The following is a 15,356-nucleotide window of genomic DNA, read 5'->3' on the forward strand; positions in this document are numbered from 1 at the left end:
CAAGGAGCCGACGATGAAATTGGGAAGTTTGAGAGCTGGCGGCCGGGACGGAACGCTGGTCGTTGTCAGCAAAGATCTGAAGCGGGCAGTTAAGGTGCCTAAAATTTCGGCCACCATGCAGGACGCTCTTGATCGATGGGCGACGGTCGAGGCCGATCTCGCGGCGGTCTACCTGAAGCTGAACGCAGGCGAGATTGTTGACGCGTTTGCGTTGGATCATACGGCTCTCGCCGCGCCGCTTCCACGCGCCTACCAGTGGTGCGACGGGTCCGCTTATTTATCCCATGCGGAATTGGTCCGGCAGGCGCGCAATGCGGAAATGCCGCAGAGCCTTTATTCCGACCCGATGGTCTACCAGGGCGCTGGCGACACGCTGATCGGGCCGCGCGAGGACATCGTGCTTGCTGATGAGGCCTGGGGCATAGACCTGGAGGGAGAGATTGCCGTTATCACAGACGATGTCCCGATGGGAACCTCCGCAGATGAGGCACTCAAGCACATCAAGCTCATTACGATCCTCAATGACGTCAGCCTTCGGCTGCTGATGCCGAACGAACTTGCCAAGAGCTTCGGCTTCTTTCAGTCAAAGCCGTCAACTGCCTTTGCGCCGGTCTTCTCTACGCCGGACGAACTCGGCGACGCTTGGGACGGACGCAAGCTGTCGCTACCGTTGATCAGTCACGTGAACGATGAGTGGCTCGGCCAGCCAAACGCGGGTGTCGATCTCGATTTCGACTTTCCTACCCTTATCGCACATATCACCAAAAGCCGGTCCCTGTCGGCCGGCACGATAATCGGCTCCGGCACTGTCTCCAATCGCGACCGTTCCGTAGGCTCTTCCTGCCTGCAGGAACGCCGGATGATCGAGAAGATCGAGACCGGGGAGTTCCGAACGCCTTTCCTGAAATTTGGCGACAAGGTGCGCATCGACATGGTCGACAAGGTCGGACACAGCATCTTCGGCCCGATCGAGCAGACCGTCGTTAAATACGAGCGGTCGGCCAGCCTGTAGGCCGCGCAAACGAAATCCTTTGGAGGCATTTTCGATGGAAATTCAAAGTCTCGGCTATATCGGCGTCCGTTCGCAAACCATCGACGACTGGAGATCCTACGGAACCGGCCTTCTCGGCCTGCAGCTTATCGACAAGAGCCGTAACACCCTCGCCTTCCGCATGGACGATCGCAAGCAGCGTATCATGGTCCGCAAGGATGACAGCGATGGTGCCGATTTTTTCGGCTGGGAGGTCGCGGATGCCGCAGCGCTTGACCGATTGGCGAGCCGCCTCGACAACGCGGGGGTTTGTGTTGGGCGCCTCCCCGCTTCGATCGCTGGTGAACGGCATGTTCGGGACGGGATTGTGTTCCTAGATCCCGCCGGCAATAGAGTAGAGGTCTTTTACGGCGCAGCCATTGCTGACATGCCCTTTTCCCCGGGTCGATCTATTTCGGGTTTCCGAACCGGGCCTCTGGGGATGGGGCATGCCGTGTTGACCGTGGAGCGGATCGACGAGGTGATGCCCTTTTATGTCGATCTCCTGGGTTTCAAATTGAGCGACTTTGCGCTGCGTCCATTCAAGGCCTTCTTCTTCCACATCAATTCAAGGCACCATAGCTTGGCATTGATCGAAACGGGGAAGAACGGCATCCATCATCTGATGATGGAATTGTTCAACCTCGACGATGTCGGCCAGGGCTACGATCTTGCACAGGGCGGCGATGGGCTAATTGGCGCCACGCTTGGGCGCCATACCAACGACTTCATGACATCCTTCTACGCCTATACGCCGGCCAAGTTTATGGTCGAGTATGGATGGGGCGGACGCGAAATCGATCCGCCGACATGGGAACCCGTCGAGTTGCAACACGGGCCAAGTCTGTGGGGACATGACAGGACATGGCTTAGCGACGAGAGGCGCGAAGAAGCCCGGCAATTGCGGTTGGGCGCGGCGCGGGCGGGTGTCCGGGAACCTGTTCAGGTGATGGACGGCAATCACACGTTAATGCAGGGCGCCTGCCCCTGGTGGGATGCGACTATGCGCGCTGCTGAATGAAGTCTTCGACTTGTCTCTAGCCGTGTGTTCGATGCAGTGCCGTTAAACTCCGAACGAAATCTTCTAACGCCGACGAAAACGGGTAAAAGACACCATCACGCTTTCCTCTGGAGTTAAAATGGCATCCAGCATCAGCAAGATGTTCTCGATCTTGGATCTTTTTAAAATCGGCAATCCCGTCCTATCGGGAGAAGATATTATTGCCGGCATGGACTGCAGCCGACCCCAAGCTTATCGCTATTTGAAAGCTCTCTGCGACGCGGGCTTTCTTGCAAGATCGGCTGGAAGCTATCGATTGGGCGCACGTGCAATCGAACTCGACTATATCGTCCGTGAAAGCGACCCTCTTTTAAAGGCTGCCGTCCCGGCAATGCAAGACGTTCGTCGAGACACCGGTTGTGATGTCCTTTTGACCAGCCTCGTCGGCGAGCGAATCATCACCATTCATCATGAAAGCGGTATGGATCCAACGACCGTCAGCTATGGCCGAGGTCGGGCGATGCCATTGTTCAGAGGCGCCGGATCGAAAACTATCCTTGCGTCGCTGCCATTTGCGAAAGCGCATCGCTTATACCAGCTGCATTACGCCGCGGACCCCTCGCCTGTCCTGGGCGTAAATTGGGAAGAGGTCTCTAGATCTTTGAAGCAAATAAAGAAGCTAGGCCATGCAATATCTGAAGGAGAACTCGATCCGGAAAATGTAGGTATCTCCGCGCCGATTGTCTTTGGGAACCCTCCATTGCACGCCAGCGTAGTTTTGGTATTAGGGCAGGTCCGATACAAGACTACCGACCGAGAAAGAATTGTTCATATTGTTAAAAATCTGAGCGCCAACATAAATAAAACGCTTCTTCTAAATTAATCGCCGAGTCGTCTTCAAAAATAGGAGGTCGAACCTCCTGCACGAGGGCCGAAAAATCTCCTGAGGTATTTGTGGCCGCAAGAACGTGGGTGATATGGGAGTATTCGTCGCTCTTCTATAACGGCTGGCCTGAATACATTCATTCTCCTCCCCCTCGGTAAAGACGTCTTGGGCAGCACCTTTACGGCGCAAGTGGCTAGCCCGACGAGAATGGATTCCAGCACTGGGTACATATGGCTCTCCTTATGAGCAAACGATGTCCTAATGATCATCGTCCTTTGATTGTCATCCGATGCCTTGCAAGGAGCAAATTCGCGAATCTCGCCGATAGGCCGGACTGCCCCCTAGATGTCCAAGCTGACTGGTATACGAGAAGCTGGTTCCGTGCTGCTTTCGAACATCACCCGGACTGTCGGGTCCATATTGGTTCGGTATCGCCATTTTGCTCTCAGTTTTGGGATATTGTCGCTCGCCATCCGCATTCTGTACTCTCAGCCCGTGACTAGGCGTTTTCTAGGTCTCCCTCAAAGGGTGGCCGCGCTGGCACATATCCGAATTGCGCCGAAGGGACGGCGTAGGCCATCTTGATTCAGGCCCAGGATTTTTCGCAGCTGCCCCCTTTAATAGAGGATGGGAATTATTTGATGGTCTCGACAATTTCTGCTTTGCGCACAACAGCCTCCATACCCCTGTTTAGGAGGGTGAGAAGATTGGCCCGCGTCTTTTCGATATGCATCAGCACCCAACATCGAACGGTTTATCGAAATGGGCATGTCGTGCATCTAAAGCTGGTTATAGACGACGCCTCTTTGAAAAACGGACAGGCCGTTCAATTCAGCCTGACGCAGCAGCAATGCCGAGAGATCGGCGAGAATCTCATTATCGCCGCCCAGGTCATAGAGCTGAGCGACCCACGGAATTTCATGACCCATTTCAGAAGTCTCGAATTGCAAGGTCACCGAATTAGAACTACCTCTACGTTCGCATCATCGGCGATTTCAGCCCAAGCGCGATCGGCAGTCACGGCCGGCAACTGAAGTTGTCTGGCTAGGGCCAGGCAGGCTCTGTCCCCATGGCTCAACCCTTTCGGCTGTGTCGCCGCGATCAGAGCTCCGCCATCAACTGCCAAATCAAAGTCTAATGAAAAAGCGGACGCAATGCCCTACACGCGCCATTCGCAATCACTTCAAGGTTGCGAAACCTCAGCCTCGTTTCTGGAGCCGCCCCGCACGACCAACCATCCTGCGGCCAGGATCAAACCAATCCCCAGCACCGTGAGCATATCGGGCACATCCGAGAAAAACACAAAGCCCCAGAATACCGCGAAGACCAGATAGCTGTAGTCGAACGTGCCGATGATCGCCGCCGGCGCGATCTGATAGGCTTTTGCGACCCAGATGCTTTCAGCGACCAGCAAGATCCCCAGCAGCGCGATGATGGCCATCGTCTTAGTGCTCATTGCCATCCATGGGCTTTGCAGGAATGGAAAGGTCAGACTTTCGGTACTCGACAACAACATGACACCCACGACACCGACAGCGCCCGTCAGGACGAGGCAAAGGTTCAGCCCCATGGCGACGCTCAGGGGGGCTTCGTCAGCGCATTTGCTTCGGGTGATGACTGCTGCGAGGGCATAGAAGATGGCGGCAAGGACAGGCAGAAGCGCGACAGGGGAAAAGCCATCGGCCGCCGGGCGCAGAATAACGAGCACGCCGACAAAGCCAACAACGATCCCAAACCACCTACGGGCGCCGACTGGCTCTCCAATAACGGCTGCGGAAAACAGGGCGATAAACAGCGGTGTCGTATAAAGTGCCGTTGCTGCCACCGACAGGCTCATGAACGGAAGTGCAGCGTAATAGGCCATCCACATCAACACAATCAGCATGCTGCGGACAAACACCCAGCCCACCGCCTTTGGCCATAGGCTGGAGGCAGGAGCCGTCACCCTGGCGATGCCGAAGATCAGCGGTACTGTGACAAGCCCGCGTGCGACGAACAATTGCCATAGTGAAAAGTCGGCGCTGCTCTGCTTGACGATCGCATCGCCGAAGGCAAGCATGAAGACCGAGGCCACAATCAGCGTGATGCCGAGGGGAGTTCCTTCGAGGCGCAAATTCTTACCTTTCGCAGTAACAAGGAAAGCAGACAGATGCCGCCAGCCTCATCCGTCCGCAACTCCGATCAGGCGGGATGCAGCCCGACGGGCGTGGGCGATGGCTTTCTGCCCCTCCCCCATCTGCGCCATCACGGTCGCGCCTTCGAGCAGCATGAAGATGGCATCCGAAGTCGCCGCAGCCTGATCCTCGTGCATCGCAGCCTCAAGGATCGCTGACAGGCGGTTTTTGAGACTGCTTTTGTGCGCAGCCACCGCCTTAAACACCGGGTGCCCCGGCTCACCGAACTCCGCAAGTGCATGGGCAAAAAGGCATCCGTGAAAGTCGGCGCTCCGGAACCATCGCTCATACCATCCAAAGATCGTTCCGATCTTCTCGACAGGGGTTGCGGCGCGCTGAGCAAGGTCATCGAGTTGACCATCGAAGAGAGCGGCACGATAGTTCAGAACCTCGACGATCAACGCATCCTTCGAAGCGAAATTGCGGTACATCGTCATCTTGGCCACGCTGGCCTCTGCAATGATCTGGTCAGTACCGGTCGCGTGATAGCCGGACCGGGAAAACAGATCATAAGCCGTGTCGATGATCTGCTGGCGTTTGTTGGCGGGATCGAGGGGGCGCGGCATCTGTCACCTTATTATGATAGAGACCGATCTGTATCATAATTCGACTGCTGGTCAATGTGGCCAAGCGGATGATGGAGGGTCAACGTGAATGGGTTGCGAATTCTTTGAACGGGCTTGGCATGGCCGGTTCCCGCTGAATTTGACTTCGGTGGACTGGAATCGGCCTGCCATTTGCGAACGCTTCATCTCGGGGGATCTTGTGTTATTCAGCGCGAGATCAACGCGATGCCCCTCTGTAGGGCATTTTTGGGACGCTCGATAGCAAAAGGAGGGGCAGGATCGCGATCAGCCCAGCCCCAGCATGACTGCCGAAAGACCCGACACCTTGAGGAGCACTGCCCCGATCACAGCGCCGAAGCCGATGGCGGCGTTGAGGACTGCCGTGTGAACCGCGGCTGCCGGCGTCGCGAGCGGCCCGGATGCCTTGAGGATCCATGTCTGCAAGCTTGCAAACAGCATCGAGATCGCAACACCCCAACTCATCATGCATGCCGCGACACCCATCAGACCGAGGTTCGGACCTTTCCAGCCCATGACAATCAGGGCAATCGCCATTGTCGACAGAGCGCAAACGATGACGGCACGCATGAACCGGTCAATCAGGATGCCACCGAGGACACTGCCGAGCAATCCTGCCAGTCCGAACGAAAACAGAAGTATGGGTACGGTCGTCGGTCCAATGTCGGGGATTGCGCCGATGAATGGTTCCGCAAAGGTATAGGCCGCGAAATGAGCGCCGGCCGTGAAAGCGGTGATGGCGTAAATGGGCCAGAGGCGGCGACTGTATGCAACATCGGCCAGTGTCGCTTTGCGGTCCTGCGGTCCTGTTTCCAGCTTCGGAAGCACAACCATCATCGAAAGGGCAGCCAAAAGACCGACCAACGCGATCAGGCCGAAGGCCATGCGCTATCCCAAGGCTTGGCCGACCAGATTGACAATCGGAACGCCCATGACGGTCGCCACGGAAATTCCGCCGAAAACGATCGACGTCGCAAGGCCCATTCGACCGGGCGGAGCGATGTCCGCAGCGAAGGCCGCGACCATCGCCCAGAACAAACCATGTGCAATGGAGCCTGCAAAGCGCGTCAGAAGGAAAGTCTCGATGGAATGAGAGAGGAGCGCACCTGCATTCGAGGCGACGATAACCATCATCAGCCCAACGAGCAGAGTTTTGCGCGGAATGCGCCCGATAAGGGTCGGGGCCAGAAGTCCGCTGATCGCTCCAAACCAGGCGTAGAGGGTAACCGTAAGGCCAATGGTCGCTTGGCTTTTTCCGAGATTGCCGGAAATCTGCGACAGGAGCCCGATGGGCGCAAATTCTGTCGTCACCATCGTGAACGCGGCGACACCCAGAACCACGACCGAAAACCATATTCGGAAGACCGAATGACCGACTTTGTCCGTCGTTCCTGCTTCAGTGCTCATCTCTATCCCCGTAATGGCTGACCCGAACTGTTCTCAACCACAGGCAAGGCAAGGTCACAAGCTGTTCTTCCTTGCCGCGAATATCCTTAATGCATTGTCGACCGCCGCGCGGTTGGTTGCACTGAGCCATTTGGCCGCTGTACTTCCCCCGCGATGACAGGATCGGCGGCCGCGAGCATCGACTGGCCAGCGCTGATGCGATCACCCCCCTACCTCCACGCACAGCCTTTTCTCACGGGTCGACCACGTCGGTAGGCCTGAACGCCTCGACGAGCGCATCCACCACCACCCGTACTTTGGGAGCCAAGTCCCGCGAACGCGGCCAAAGCGCAGTAATCGGGACATCTTGCGCAGGAGTAGGGATCTGGACTACTTCAAGCCGCCCGCTGTGGAGGGCCTCGGCCGCAAGCCAGGTCGAAAGGTAGGCCAAACCCAGCCCGTTCACAGTCGCGTCCCGCAAGGCCTCGCCATGGCTGATCGTATGGCGCGGCTGGATAACGAACGCCCTGACCGTTCCGTCCGGGCCGCAAACCGCCCATGGCAGCGGGCGGCCGTCTTTGGCGAAGGCGAGGCAGTCGTGATTGACGAGTTCTTCTACGGAAGCCGGACGCCCGCAACGTTCCAGATAGGCCGGCGCAGCGCAGATGATCGAGCGTTGTGTACCAAAACGCCGCCCGATCAGGCTGGCATGATCTCCGGGGTCGCCAAGCCGGACCACAAGGTCGATCCCTTCCTCGACGAGATCGACCTGGCGATCCGTGAATGAGATATCGAGATTGAGATCAGGGTTCCGGTCCGCGACTTGCCTGAGCACGGGCATAACGCACAACCGGCCAAACGAGATCGGCAGGTTGATCCGAAGGGTTCCCGATATGACGCGCTTTCGCGAAGCCAGCAGCGTCTCCGCTGCATTCAGCTCCTCCAGGACCTTGAGGCAGCTCTGGTAATAGGCCTGCCCCTCGGTCGTCAGGTTCAGACTGCGTGTGGTGCGGTCCAGCAGCCGGATGCCGAGACGCTCTTCGAGGCGAGCAACGCTCTTCCCGGTCGCAGATTTCGACACGCCCATGCGTGCAGCTGCTGCCGTGAAGCTGCCTGTTTCTACCGCATGCACGAAGGCGGAAATGCCCTGAAGGTGGGAATGGAGGTTCAGGCTCATCGATTGGAGACCAAATGGAGGAAGTGTTCACAAAAGACATCGCAACACAATCGATATGATTGTCAATAAGATCCCTGCTCAACGCGTGAAAGGATTGACAATGAGCGAGACAATGAAACGGTGGCAGTTGCCGTCATTCGGACTGAAGAACCTGGAACTGGCTGAGGCGCCAGTGCCTACGCCAGCCAGCAGGGAGGTACTGATCCGGGTTGCGGCCGTCTCCCTCAACTATCGTGACAAGCTGGTGGTCGAAGGCGAGTTACTGCCCGACAGGCCGACCATGCCGTTCGTCCCGGTATCAGACATGGCGGGCGAGGTCGTGGCGATCGGCACGAATGTGTCACGATTCAAGGTCGGCGACCGGGTGCTCGGAAACTTCTGGACGCAGTGGATCGACGGCGAGCCGCCACGGGAGATGACCCGTCATGGTCTGTCGCTGGGCGGGCCGCTTCCGGGCATGCTGTCCGAATATGTGACGCTTCACGAGGGCATCGCTGTCAGGGCACCCGCATCGCTGACGGACGAGGAAGCCTCCACCTTGCCGGTTGCGGCGCTGACGGCATGGTTCGCCCTGATCAAGACAGGTCATCTGAAAGCGGGCCAGACGGTTCTGGTGCAGGGCACCGGCGGCGTCGCCCTGTTCGGGCTTCAGTTTGCCCAGGCTTTCGGAGCCCGCGTGATCGTCACCTCCCGGAGCACGCAGAAGCTTGAACGCGCGAAAGCGTTCGGTGCTTTCGGGGTGATCGATACCCTTGCAAAACCGGATTGGTCCGTTTCTGCGCTGGATCTGACCGAGGGGCGCGGCGTCGATCATGTGCTCGAGCTGATCGGTGGCGACAATATCAGCCAGTCGGCAGCCGCACTGGCGAGCGGCGGGCGTATCGCCCAGATCGGCTTCATGAAGGGATCGGAGATCGTGCTGTCGGCGGTCCCCATGATGTTGAAGAGGGCTATCATCCAGGGCGTTTCGGTCGGGCACAGACGGGCGTTTGAAGACATGAACCGCGCGCTCGACGAACATCGTATCAAGCCGGTGATCGACACGGTTTATGCCTTTGAGGATGTGCGTGCGGCGTTTGATCATCTCGAACGCGGGCCGTTCGGCAAGATTGTGGTTCGGTTCAACAGTGAAGGTGGAAGCTGATTCTCAATTCCGCCTTGCCGTGGCGTGCGGTGATAGGCGGTATCTACGTAGCTGTGTCGCAGAATATTGCGCCACAGCGCGCAATCGGCGGGGATAGCGGACCGCGCTCGATGACGATGAGCACTACGTCCACGCTATAGCACTCTAATGCCGCACGGTATTCATCCGCCACCACACGCGCGCAGACAACACGGAGACGAACACGATCAGCCAGAGTGCGAAGTTGAATCCCGATCCCCAAAATGTCGTTGCAGCAATCTGCGAACCCAACGTCGCCACGCCCGCTGCCGCCCCCGTTTGACGGGCGGCGTTCAGCATGCCGGCGGCGATGCCAACCTGCTCTTTGTCGACAGTGCCCAATGCGGGCGCGGTGGCGGCCGGCGAGATAAAGCCGGACGCGAAGCCAATGGCCAGAAGCGCCGGAAGCTCATACACGTATGGTGTCGTCGTTCTGGCCAGAAGCAGACCGACCGCGCCGCCGGCATACAGGAGGAACGCGGCACTGAGTGAACGGCGGGGGCCTACGGCCTTTACGATGGAGGCGGATAGCAGACTGCCGGCCGCGACCGTCGCCGTCATGGGGAGCAGGGCCAAGCCGGTTTCGAGGGCCGTCCATCCACGCAGTTGCTGGAATGTGAGGCTAAGAACAAACAGGAGGCCGTAGAACACGAATGCGGAGGCGCAGGAGACATAGACCGATCCGGAAAAGGTCGCACTCCGGAACACCCGCACAGGGAGCATCGGGTGATCTGCCCGTCGCTCGATGGCGATGAACAGCCCGCAGGCGAGCAGTGTCACGGCAGCGCCGGTCAGGATGGGCGGTGAAGTCCAGCCAAATGCTCGTCCCTCGATCAGCACACCGATCACCCCGACCAGGCCCACGATCGCCGCAATTTGACCGGGAATGTCGAGAGGCAGCGCCTGTGCAAGAGGCTGGTCGCGCGCGATACGCCAGGTCATCGCCATCCCGGCCGCGCCGATTGGTACGTTAACAAAAAAGATGCTGCGCCAACCAAGGGTATCGATCAGGATGCCGCCGACCACGGGGCCGGCCGCCATCGCGATTGCGCCGCATCCCGCCCAAAGCCCGATGGCACGAGCGCGTTTCTCGGCGTCCGGACTGGCATGGTCGATGAGCTTGAGCGAGCCTGGCACCAGCAAAGCGGCACCGGTCCCCTGCAGGACCCGAGCCGCCAGGAGAAAGGATAGGCCCGTGGCGCACGCGCAGAGCAGCGACGCCAGCGTGAACAGGCCAAGGCCCACCAGATAAACATTGCGCGCTCCGTAGCGATCCCCAAGGCGGCCGCCCGTCAGCAGCAGCGCCGCGAGACTGAGGGTGTACCCGCTCACGACCCATTGCAGGCTCTCGACCGGTGCTGAAAATGCCACCGAAAGGCGTTCCAGCGCAACGTTCACAATCGACGTGTCGAGGATGACGACCACGTAGCTGATGCTGGTGGCGGCCAGGATGCGGCGGCGTTCGTTTTCTGCCGTTCTCATCTCCACTTAGCTGACCCCCACGGGCACATTGGACAACGTTCTGAAACCGACCCAGCCCCAATAGACGCGGTGATGCTTGATCAGCCCGCCCGCCACGTCCATGACTTCGACCAGATCGATCTGGTCGCCGTCGGGGGTCGCGCGCGGATACTCCCATGTCAGTTGGTGACCGTTGGCGAAGAAGATTCCCGTTCGGTACCAGCGGCCGAGGCCGTTCGACGGGCTTCGGAAACCGGCAGCGAAAAAATCACCGATGGCCGCCTTACCGTGAAGGATGCCGGAGCCAAGCTCTGGCTGAACGGTCCAAACCAGCGGGCTTTCGAGAATGGCGTCATCGGAATAGAGCGCCATAAGCCCTTCGATATCACGGCGTACAACGGTCTCATGCCATTGTTCGTAAATGTGACGGATAGCGGCTTCGGTGTCTGCTGTCATGATTGGCTCCCTGTGCGGCGACGGGCCAAGTATAGTTTCAAACGGAAATCAGATGTTTCGATCTCGATCGAAGCGTCCGTCCGGATCCTGTGCTAAAGTCGGTGCACGCAAGGAGCACCGGCATGAACCCACAACCCGCTATTACAAGCGCCGCCGCGCTGATTGCCGATCCCGCACGTGCGGCCATGCTGCTGATGCTGGTGGATGGACGCGCCCGCCCGGCCGGAGAGCTGGCCTATGGCGCAGGCGTATCGGCGCAGACTGCAAGTTCTCATCTGGCCAAGCTTCTGGCCGGTGGACTGCTGAGCGTCGAGAAGGAGGGCCGTCATCGTTATTATCGGCTGCCCGGTCCCGAAGTCGCTTCCCTGCTCAAGCATCTGGCCTCTTTCGGCCCCGGCGAGCCTGTGCGTCGCAAAGCGCCCAATCGGGCGGCGGAACATCTTCGTTTCGCGCGCTGCTGCTACGATCATCTCGCCGGAAGTCTGGGCGTTGGAATTACCAGAGCGATGCTCAGCCGTGGCTACCTCGCACATGGAGAGGGAAAAACCTTCCTTATCACGCCTGACGGTGCCGCGTGGTTCAGCCGCTTGGGACTGGATATTGCCCGGATCACTCCGGGCCGGCATGGCGTCGCGCGCCAGTGCCTCGACTGGACCGAGCGCGAACACCATCTTGCCGGTCCCCTCGGAACGCAGTTTCTGGCGCAGGCTTGCGCGCTTGGATGGTTCCAGCGTCCGCCTTCCACGCGCGCTGTGGAGGTCACGCCAAAAGGCTGGAAGGCCCTGAAGGCGTATCTTGATCTTGAGAGGCAGAGCATCGGGCACGACCCTGACGCAAGATAGTTCACGACTTGACGCCGCGAAATTCGCACAAAGCGTCCGAGCTGAAACCAGCTTGATGGCAAACATGACGTTGCCTCAGGTGCTGAGGGCTATCGCCATCTACACCACGGTGAACCTGCCGTCATCGACGTGGAACCGGGTCCGGTAAGTCGTCGGCGGCAGGCCGGTGGCGGCACGGAAATGCTGGCGGAAGTTCGTACCCGTACCAAAGCCGGAACGTGCGGCAATGTCGTTGACGGACAGTGTGGTTTCCTCTAGCAGGTCGCGCGCGAAGGCAATTCGCTGCCGCTGAAGCCACTCGCCCGGCGCCAACCCGGTCGCGTCACAAACATGTCGGTGAATACTGCGGACGCTGACATGAGCTTCGGCGGCCATGCGCTCGACCGTCCATTTCTCGCCGATCCGCCTCTGGACCATGTCGAGCAGATTGGAGAGGCGCCCCCCTGAAGGCGGCGGAAGAGATCGTTCGACGAACTGTGATTGTCCGCCGTCTCGATGCGCAGCCACGACCAGCCGGCGCGCCACGCTGTTGGCCGCTCGCGCGCCAAAATCCTTTCTGACAATGTGGATGCAAAGGTCGAGGCCAGCCGCGCTTCCGGCCGACGTCAGGATATCTCCTTCGTCGACATACAGCGCCTGTCTTTCCACGACGACTTGCGGATAACGCTCTGCGAGTGTGTCGAGATGGTGCCAGTGCGTCGTCGCGCGTCTGCCTGCAAGCAGGCCCGCCTGCGCGAGCACGAAGGCACCGCCGCAGATCGACACGATCCGGGTTCCTGCGGCATGGACGCGCCGGAGTGCGTCGAGTAGCGCTGGCGGAGCGACAGCGTTTGCGCCGCGCCAGCCGGGAATAACGATGGTGTGGGCGGCGTCGAGCAATTCCAGACCGCCATCGGCTTCTAACCGCAAGCCCCCCGCACCCCGGATCGGTCCCGGTTCAGTCGCCGCGGTAACGCAACGATACCAGCCCGGTCCCATTTCAGGCCGAGACAGGCCAAACACCTCAAAGGCGCAGCCGAACTCAAACGTGCAGAGCTGGTCGTAGGCGAGGATGACGACGAGAGGATTTGGAACGATTGGCATGATCCTTACGTTAGTGGCAAATCAGGCCACTGGCAACGGCCGTGCGCGAGCGCTAGCGTTTCTGGGCGCGGATCAATAATCCTCTCGATCCCCCAGAAGAACGGAGCAAACGTAATGAAACTTATCGGAATGCTGGATTCTCCCTATGTGCGGCGAGTAGCCGTCTCCTTTCATCTGCAAGACATCGCCTTTGAGCATCAGCCTCTATCGGTCTTCTCGGCATTCGATACCTTCGCTGCGATCAATCCTGTGGTGAAGGCGCCGACGCTGATCACAGACGATGGAACTGCCCTCATGGATTCGGGTCTGATCCTCGAACTGGGGGAGCGACTGGCCAATCCGGACAGAAAACTGACACCATCCGGTCTTGACGCCTTTGTCCGCGCCCAAAGGGTTATCGGCCTCGCGCTTGCCGCTAGCGAGAAGACGGTCCAGATCGTTTACGAGCACAACCTTCGGCCGGCGGAACGGCAACATGAGCCTTGGATCGACCGGGTTCAGGGCCAGTTGACGGCGGCCTATCGACTGCTCGAAGTGGAGGTGCGGCAATCTGATGCCTGGCTGTTCGGCAACCGGCCGCTTCAAGCCGACATCACCAGCGCCATCGCTTTCCGTTTCTCGCGCGAAATGCTGCCGGACATCATCACAGCCGAAGCTCATCCGGCGCTTGCAGCACTTTCTTCCCGCGCGGAGGCGACAGCGGCGTTTGGTACCTTCCCCTTCAGCTGATAACGAAACCAGTGGATCGAGCATGCCCATGACCGCACCGCTTCAACTGTACTACTGGCCGACGCCCAACGGGTGGAAGGCCACCATCATGCTGGAAGAACTCGGCGTGCCTTATGATGTGAATTTCGTGGACATCGTGAACGGCGACCAGTTCGATCCCGCCTTCCTGACGATCTCGCCGAACAACCGCATCCCGGCGCTCGTTGATCCTTATGGCCCAAACGGTGAGCCGCTAGCGATTTTCGAGTCTGGCGCAATCCTTCAGTATCTCGGGCGCAAGTTCAGGCGCTTCTATCCCGACGACGACGTCCGCCGGACGAAGGTCAACCAGTGGCTGTTCTGGCAGGTGGGTGGCCTGGGACCGATGGCAGGTCAGGCTCACCATTTCCGACACTACGCACCAGAAAAAATCGACTATGCGATCGACCGTTACACCAAAGAAGTCGCGCGCCTTTACGGAGTTCTGGACCGCCAGCTCGGCGACCGGGACTATCTTGCCGGGGAGTATTCGATCGCGGACATCGCCTGCGTCGGCTGGATCGTGCCCCATGCAAAGCAGGGGCAGGATTTTCGTCACTTTCCCCGACTGGAAAGGTGGTTCGAAACAGTCATGGCAAGGCCCGCTGTACAGCGTGGGATCGCGGTCGGCCGCTCGCAACGGGAGCGGACCGATTTCGCCAGGATTGCGCCGTTCAGGGAAACGTAGGTGGGTTGTTTTTCACAGGTTTGGACAGGGCATCTTGAGGAGTTCATGGATATGATGGCGTCTTGTCCAACGATGAGCCTGAGCCAGTTCGCTGTCTCGTACACGTCAAATCCTTGAGGCTGAGGTCCTGTGGATTCAATCGTGATGACGGCCGGGGTCTCGACTTCGTTGCTGTCCTTGGCGACCACGCTTTTCGCTGTTGCCGCTTGCACCTTTCCCCTGCAGGGTTAAGAGGAGCACCGTCTCCCTGAATATTTCGTAGATTTCTTTCAGCATAGCGGCATGCTCCTTCACCACTATTAGGCCCAGTCGGCCCGAAGCTGATGAGGTGGAACGGCCCTTCTCAAACGGCATCAAGTGCCTAACGTGGTCGTGTTGAAACGCCACAAAGAGGAAGGACCGCTCCATGGAGAAGATTACCACAGTCGGGCTCGATCTGGCCAAATCCGTCTTTCAGGTTCATGGCATAGCCGAAGAAGGAGTCGTGATCGTACGTCGCGCACTGCGTCGATCGCAGGTGTTGGACTTCTTTCGCAAGTTGCAGCCTTGTCTCGTAGGGATGGAAGCCTGTGGCAGCGCGCATTATGGGCTCGGGAAATTCAGGCCTTGGGGCATACGGTTCGGTTGATGCCACCCGCCTACGTGAAGGCCTACCTCAAACGCAACAAAACTGATGCCGC

Annotated in this window: 17 protein-coding genes and 1 pseudogene; 8 read left to right on the top strand and 10 right to left on the bottom strand. The window is 58.9% G+C overall.

All coding sequences use genetic code 11. The features are described 5' to 3' along the window. The first annotated feature begins 13 nt into the window (after nucleotides 1-13). From FB593_RS25945 to FB593_RS25955, 3 genes are all read left to right on the top strand, one after another. Nucleotides 14-1,012: a fumarylacetoacetate hydrolase family protein gene (locus FB593_RS25945; protein ID WP_145167344.1), complete on the top strand. Its 999-nt coding sequence runs from the start codon at nucleotides 14-16 to the stop codon at nucleotides 1,010-1,012. A 34-nt stretch (nucleotides 1,013-1,046) separates the two neighbouring features. After that, nucleotides 1,047-2,051 (top strand): VOC family protein, encoded by a 1,005-nt coding sequence (locus FB593_RS25950; RefSeq protein ID WP_145167346.1) that lies wholly within the window; start codon nucleotides 1,047-1,049, stop codon nucleotides 2,049-2,051. A gap of 118 nt (nucleotides 2,052-2,169) precedes the next feature. Then, a complete protein-coding gene (locus FB593_RS25955; protein ID WP_145167348.1) occupies nucleotides 2,170-2,913 on the top strand; it encodes an IclR family transcriptional regulator in 744 nt (247 codons plus the stop codon). A 782-nt stretch (nucleotides 2,914-3,695) separates the two neighbouring features. On the opposite strand, the gene FB593_RS27660 is transcribed toward FB593_RS25955, so the two are convergent. The 6 genes from FB593_RS27660 to FB593_RS25975 form a co-directional block, all read right to left on the bottom strand. Next, the gene (locus FB593_RS27660; protein ID WP_186447991.1) at nucleotides 3,696-3,845 is read right to left on the bottom strand and encodes a hypothetical protein; all 150 of its coding nucleotides are present in this window, start codon (nucleotides 3,843-3,845) and stop codon (nucleotides 3,696-3,698) included. A 254-nt stretch (nucleotides 3,846-4,099) separates the two neighbouring features. Continuing rightward, nucleotides 4,100-5,029 (bottom strand): DMT family transporter, encoded by a 930-nt coding sequence (locus FB593_RS25960; RefSeq protein WP_145167350.1) that lies wholly within the window; start codon nucleotides 5,027-5,029, stop codon nucleotides 4,100-4,102. A 48-nt stretch (nucleotides 5,030-5,077) separates the two neighbouring features. Continuing rightward, nucleotides 5,078-5,656, bottom strand: coding sequence for a TetR/AcrR family transcriptional regulator (locus tag FB593_RS25965; protein WP_145167352.1), 579 nt, complete (start codon nucleotides 5,654-5,656; stop codon nucleotides 5,078-5,080). A gap of 285 nt (nucleotides 5,657-5,941) precedes the next feature. Beyond that, on the bottom strand, nucleotides 5,942-6,559 hold the full coding sequence (locus tag FB593_RS27990; protein ID WP_321186336.1) for a hypothetical protein: 618 nt from the start codon (nucleotides 6,557-6,559) through the stop codon (nucleotides 5,942-5,944). A 3-nt stretch (nucleotides 6,560-6,562) separates the two neighbouring features. Further along, nucleotides 6,563-7,081: an MFS transporter gene (locus FB593_RS27995; RefSeq protein WP_321186337.1), complete on the bottom strand. Its 519-nt coding sequence runs from the start codon at nucleotides 7,079-7,081 to the stop codon at nucleotides 6,563-6,565. Nucleotides 7,082-7,313: 232 nt separating this feature from the next. Then, entirely contained in the window at nucleotides 7,314-8,237 is a 924-nt protein-coding gene (locus tag FB593_RS25975; RefSeq protein ID WP_145167354.1) for a LysR family transcriptional regulator, read from the bottom strand. 100 nt (nucleotides 8,238-8,337) lie between these two features. On the opposite strand from FB593_RS25975, the gene FB593_RS25980 reads away from it, so the two are divergent. Further along, nucleotides 8,338-9,381: a zinc-dependent alcohol dehydrogenase family protein gene (locus tag FB593_RS25980; RefSeq protein ID WP_145167356.1), complete on the top strand. Its 1,044-nt coding sequence runs from the start codon at nucleotides 8,338-8,340 to the stop codon at nucleotides 9,379-9,381. A gap of 144 nt (nucleotides 9,382-9,525) precedes the next feature. Here FB593_RS25980 and FB593_RS25985 read toward each other — a convergent pair whose 3' ends face one another. Continuing rightward, nucleotides 9,526-10,881, bottom strand: a complete 1,356-nt coding sequence (locus tag FB593_RS25985) for an MFS transporter (RefSeq protein WP_145167370.1) — start codon at nucleotides 10,879-10,881, stop codon at nucleotides 9,526-9,528. A gap of 6 nt (nucleotides 10,882-10,887) precedes the next feature. Continuing rightward, nucleotides 10,888-11,316 carry a nuclear transport factor 2 family protein gene (locus tag FB593_RS25990; protein ID WP_210246050.1) on the bottom strand — a complete coding sequence of 143 codons (429 nt, stop codon included), beginning with the start codon at nucleotides 11,314-11,316 and terminating at the stop codon, nucleotides 10,888-10,890. A gap of 122 nt (nucleotides 11,317-11,438) precedes the next feature. Between FB593_RS25990 and FB593_RS25995 the strand changes: the two genes are divergently transcribed. After that, a complete protein-coding gene (locus FB593_RS25995; protein ID WP_145167360.1) occupies nucleotides 11,439-12,158 on the top strand; it encodes an ArsR/SmtB family transcription factor in 720 nt (239 codons plus the stop codon). Nucleotides 12,159-12,257: 99 nt separating this feature from the next. On the opposite strand, the gene ftrA is transcribed toward FB593_RS25995, so the two are convergent. Then, entirely contained in the window at nucleotides 12,258-13,241 is a 984-nt protein-coding gene (gene ftrA, locus FB593_RS26000) for a transcriptional regulator FtrA (RefSeq protein ID WP_145167362.1), read from the bottom strand. Between the two features lie 114 nt (nucleotides 13,242-13,355). Here ftrA and FB593_RS26005 point away from each other — a divergent pair, with 114 nt between their 5' ends. Together FB593_RS26005 and FB593_RS26010 are read left to right on the top strand one after the other, a co-directional pair. After that, on the top strand, nucleotides 13,356-13,970 hold the full coding sequence (locus tag FB593_RS26005) for a glutathione S-transferase (protein ID WP_145167364.1): 615 nt from the start codon (nucleotides 13,356-13,358) through the stop codon (nucleotides 13,968-13,970). A gap of 28 nt (nucleotides 13,971-13,998) precedes the next feature. After that, nucleotides 13,999-14,676, top strand: a complete 678-nt coding sequence (locus FB593_RS26010; protein ID WP_145167366.1) for a glutathione S-transferase N-terminal domain-containing protein — start codon at nucleotides 13,999-14,001, stop codon at nucleotides 14,674-14,676. Between the two features lie 135 nt (nucleotides 14,677-14,811). Here the strand turns inward: FB593_RS26010 and FB593_RS27665 are convergent, their stop codons facing one another. Next, nucleotides 14,812-14,952, bottom strand: a complete 141-nt coding sequence (locus tag FB593_RS27665) for a hypothetical protein (protein WP_186447992.1) — start codon at nucleotides 14,950-14,952, stop codon at nucleotides 14,812-14,814. Nucleotides 14,953-15,082: 130 nt separating this feature from the next. On the opposite strand from FB593_RS27665, the pseudogene FB593_RS26015 reads away from it, so the two are divergent. Continuing rightward, nucleotides 15,083-15,356 (top strand): annotated as a pseudogene (locus FB593_RS26015) (IS110 family transposase); the annotation flags it as partial.

Source organism: Rhizobium sp. SJZ105, from assembly GCF_007828365.1.
In the GTDB taxonomy this organism is placed as follows: Bacteria; Pseudomonadota; Alphaproteobacteria; order Rhizobiales; family Rhizobiaceae; genus Agrobacterium; species Agrobacterium tumefaciens.

What these genes read in the sequence shown, in the direction of transcription:
- FB593_RS25965 (WP_145167352.1), bottom strand. Translation starts at nt 5,656, where the DNA reads ATGCCGCGCCCCCTCGATCCCGCCAACAAACGCCAGCAGATCATCGAC.
- FB593_RS27995 (WP_321186337.1), bottom strand. Translation starts at nt 7,081, where the DNA reads ATGAGCACTGAAGCAGGAACGACGGACAAAGTCGGTCATTCGGTCTTC.
- FB593_RS25990 (WP_210246050.1), bottom strand. Translation starts at nt 11,316, where the DNA reads ATGACAGCAGACACCGAAGCCGCTATCCGTCACATTTACGAACAATGG.
- FB593_RS25975 (WP_145167354.1), bottom strand. Translation starts at nt 8,237, where the DNA reads ATGAGCCTGAACCTCCATTCCCACCTTCAGGGCATTTCCGCCTTCGTG.
- FB593_RS25980 (WP_145167356.1), top strand. Translation starts at nt 8,338, where the DNA reads ATGAGCGAGACAATGAAACGGTGGCAGTTGCCGTCATTCGGACTGAAG.
- FB593_RS27990 (WP_321186336.1), bottom strand. Translation starts at nt 6,559, where the DNA reads ATGGCCTTCGGCCTGATCGCGTTGGTCGGTCTTTTGGCTGCCCTTTCG.
- FB593_RS27665 (WP_186447992.1), bottom strand. Translation starts at nt 14,952, where the DNA reads ATGCTGAAAGAAATCTACGAAATATTCAGGGAGACGGTGCTCCTCTTA.
- FB593_RS27660 (WP_186447991.1), bottom strand. Translation starts at nt 3,845, where the DNA reads ATGGGTCATGAAATTCCGTGGGTCGCTCAGCTCTATGACCTGGGCGGC.
- FB593_RS25995 (WP_145167360.1), top strand. Translation starts at nt 11,439, where the DNA reads ATGAACCCACAACCCGCTATTACAAGCGCCGCCGCGCTGATTGCCGAT.
- FB593_RS26010 (WP_145167366.1), top strand. Translation starts at nt 13,999, where the DNA reads ATGACCGCACCGCTTCAACTGTACTACTGGCCGACGCCCAACGGGTGG.
- FB593_RS25955 (WP_145167348.1), top strand. Translation starts at nt 2,170, where the DNA reads ATGGCATCCAGCATCAGCAAGATGTTCTCGATCTTGGATCTTTTTAAA.
- FB593_RS26005 (WP_145167364.1), top strand. Translation starts at nt 13,356, where the DNA reads ATGAAACTTATCGGAATGCTGGATTCTCCCTATGTGCGGCGAGTAGCC.
- FB593_RS25985 (WP_145167370.1), bottom strand. Translation starts at nt 10,881, where the DNA reads ATGAGAACGGCAGAAAACGAACGCCGCCGCATCCTGGCCGCCACCAGC.
- ftrA (WP_145167362.1), bottom strand. Translation starts at nt 13,241, where the DNA reads ATGCCAATCGTTCCAAATCCTCTCGTCGTCATCCTCGCCTACGACCAG.
- FB593_RS25950 (WP_145167346.1), top strand. Translation starts at nt 1,047, where the DNA reads ATGGAAATTCAAAGTCTCGGCTATATCGGCGTCCGTTCGCAAACCATC.
- FB593_RS25945 (WP_145167344.1), top strand. Translation starts at nt 14, where the DNA reads ATGAAATTGGGAAGTTTGAGAGCTGGCGGCCGGGACGGAACGCTGGTC.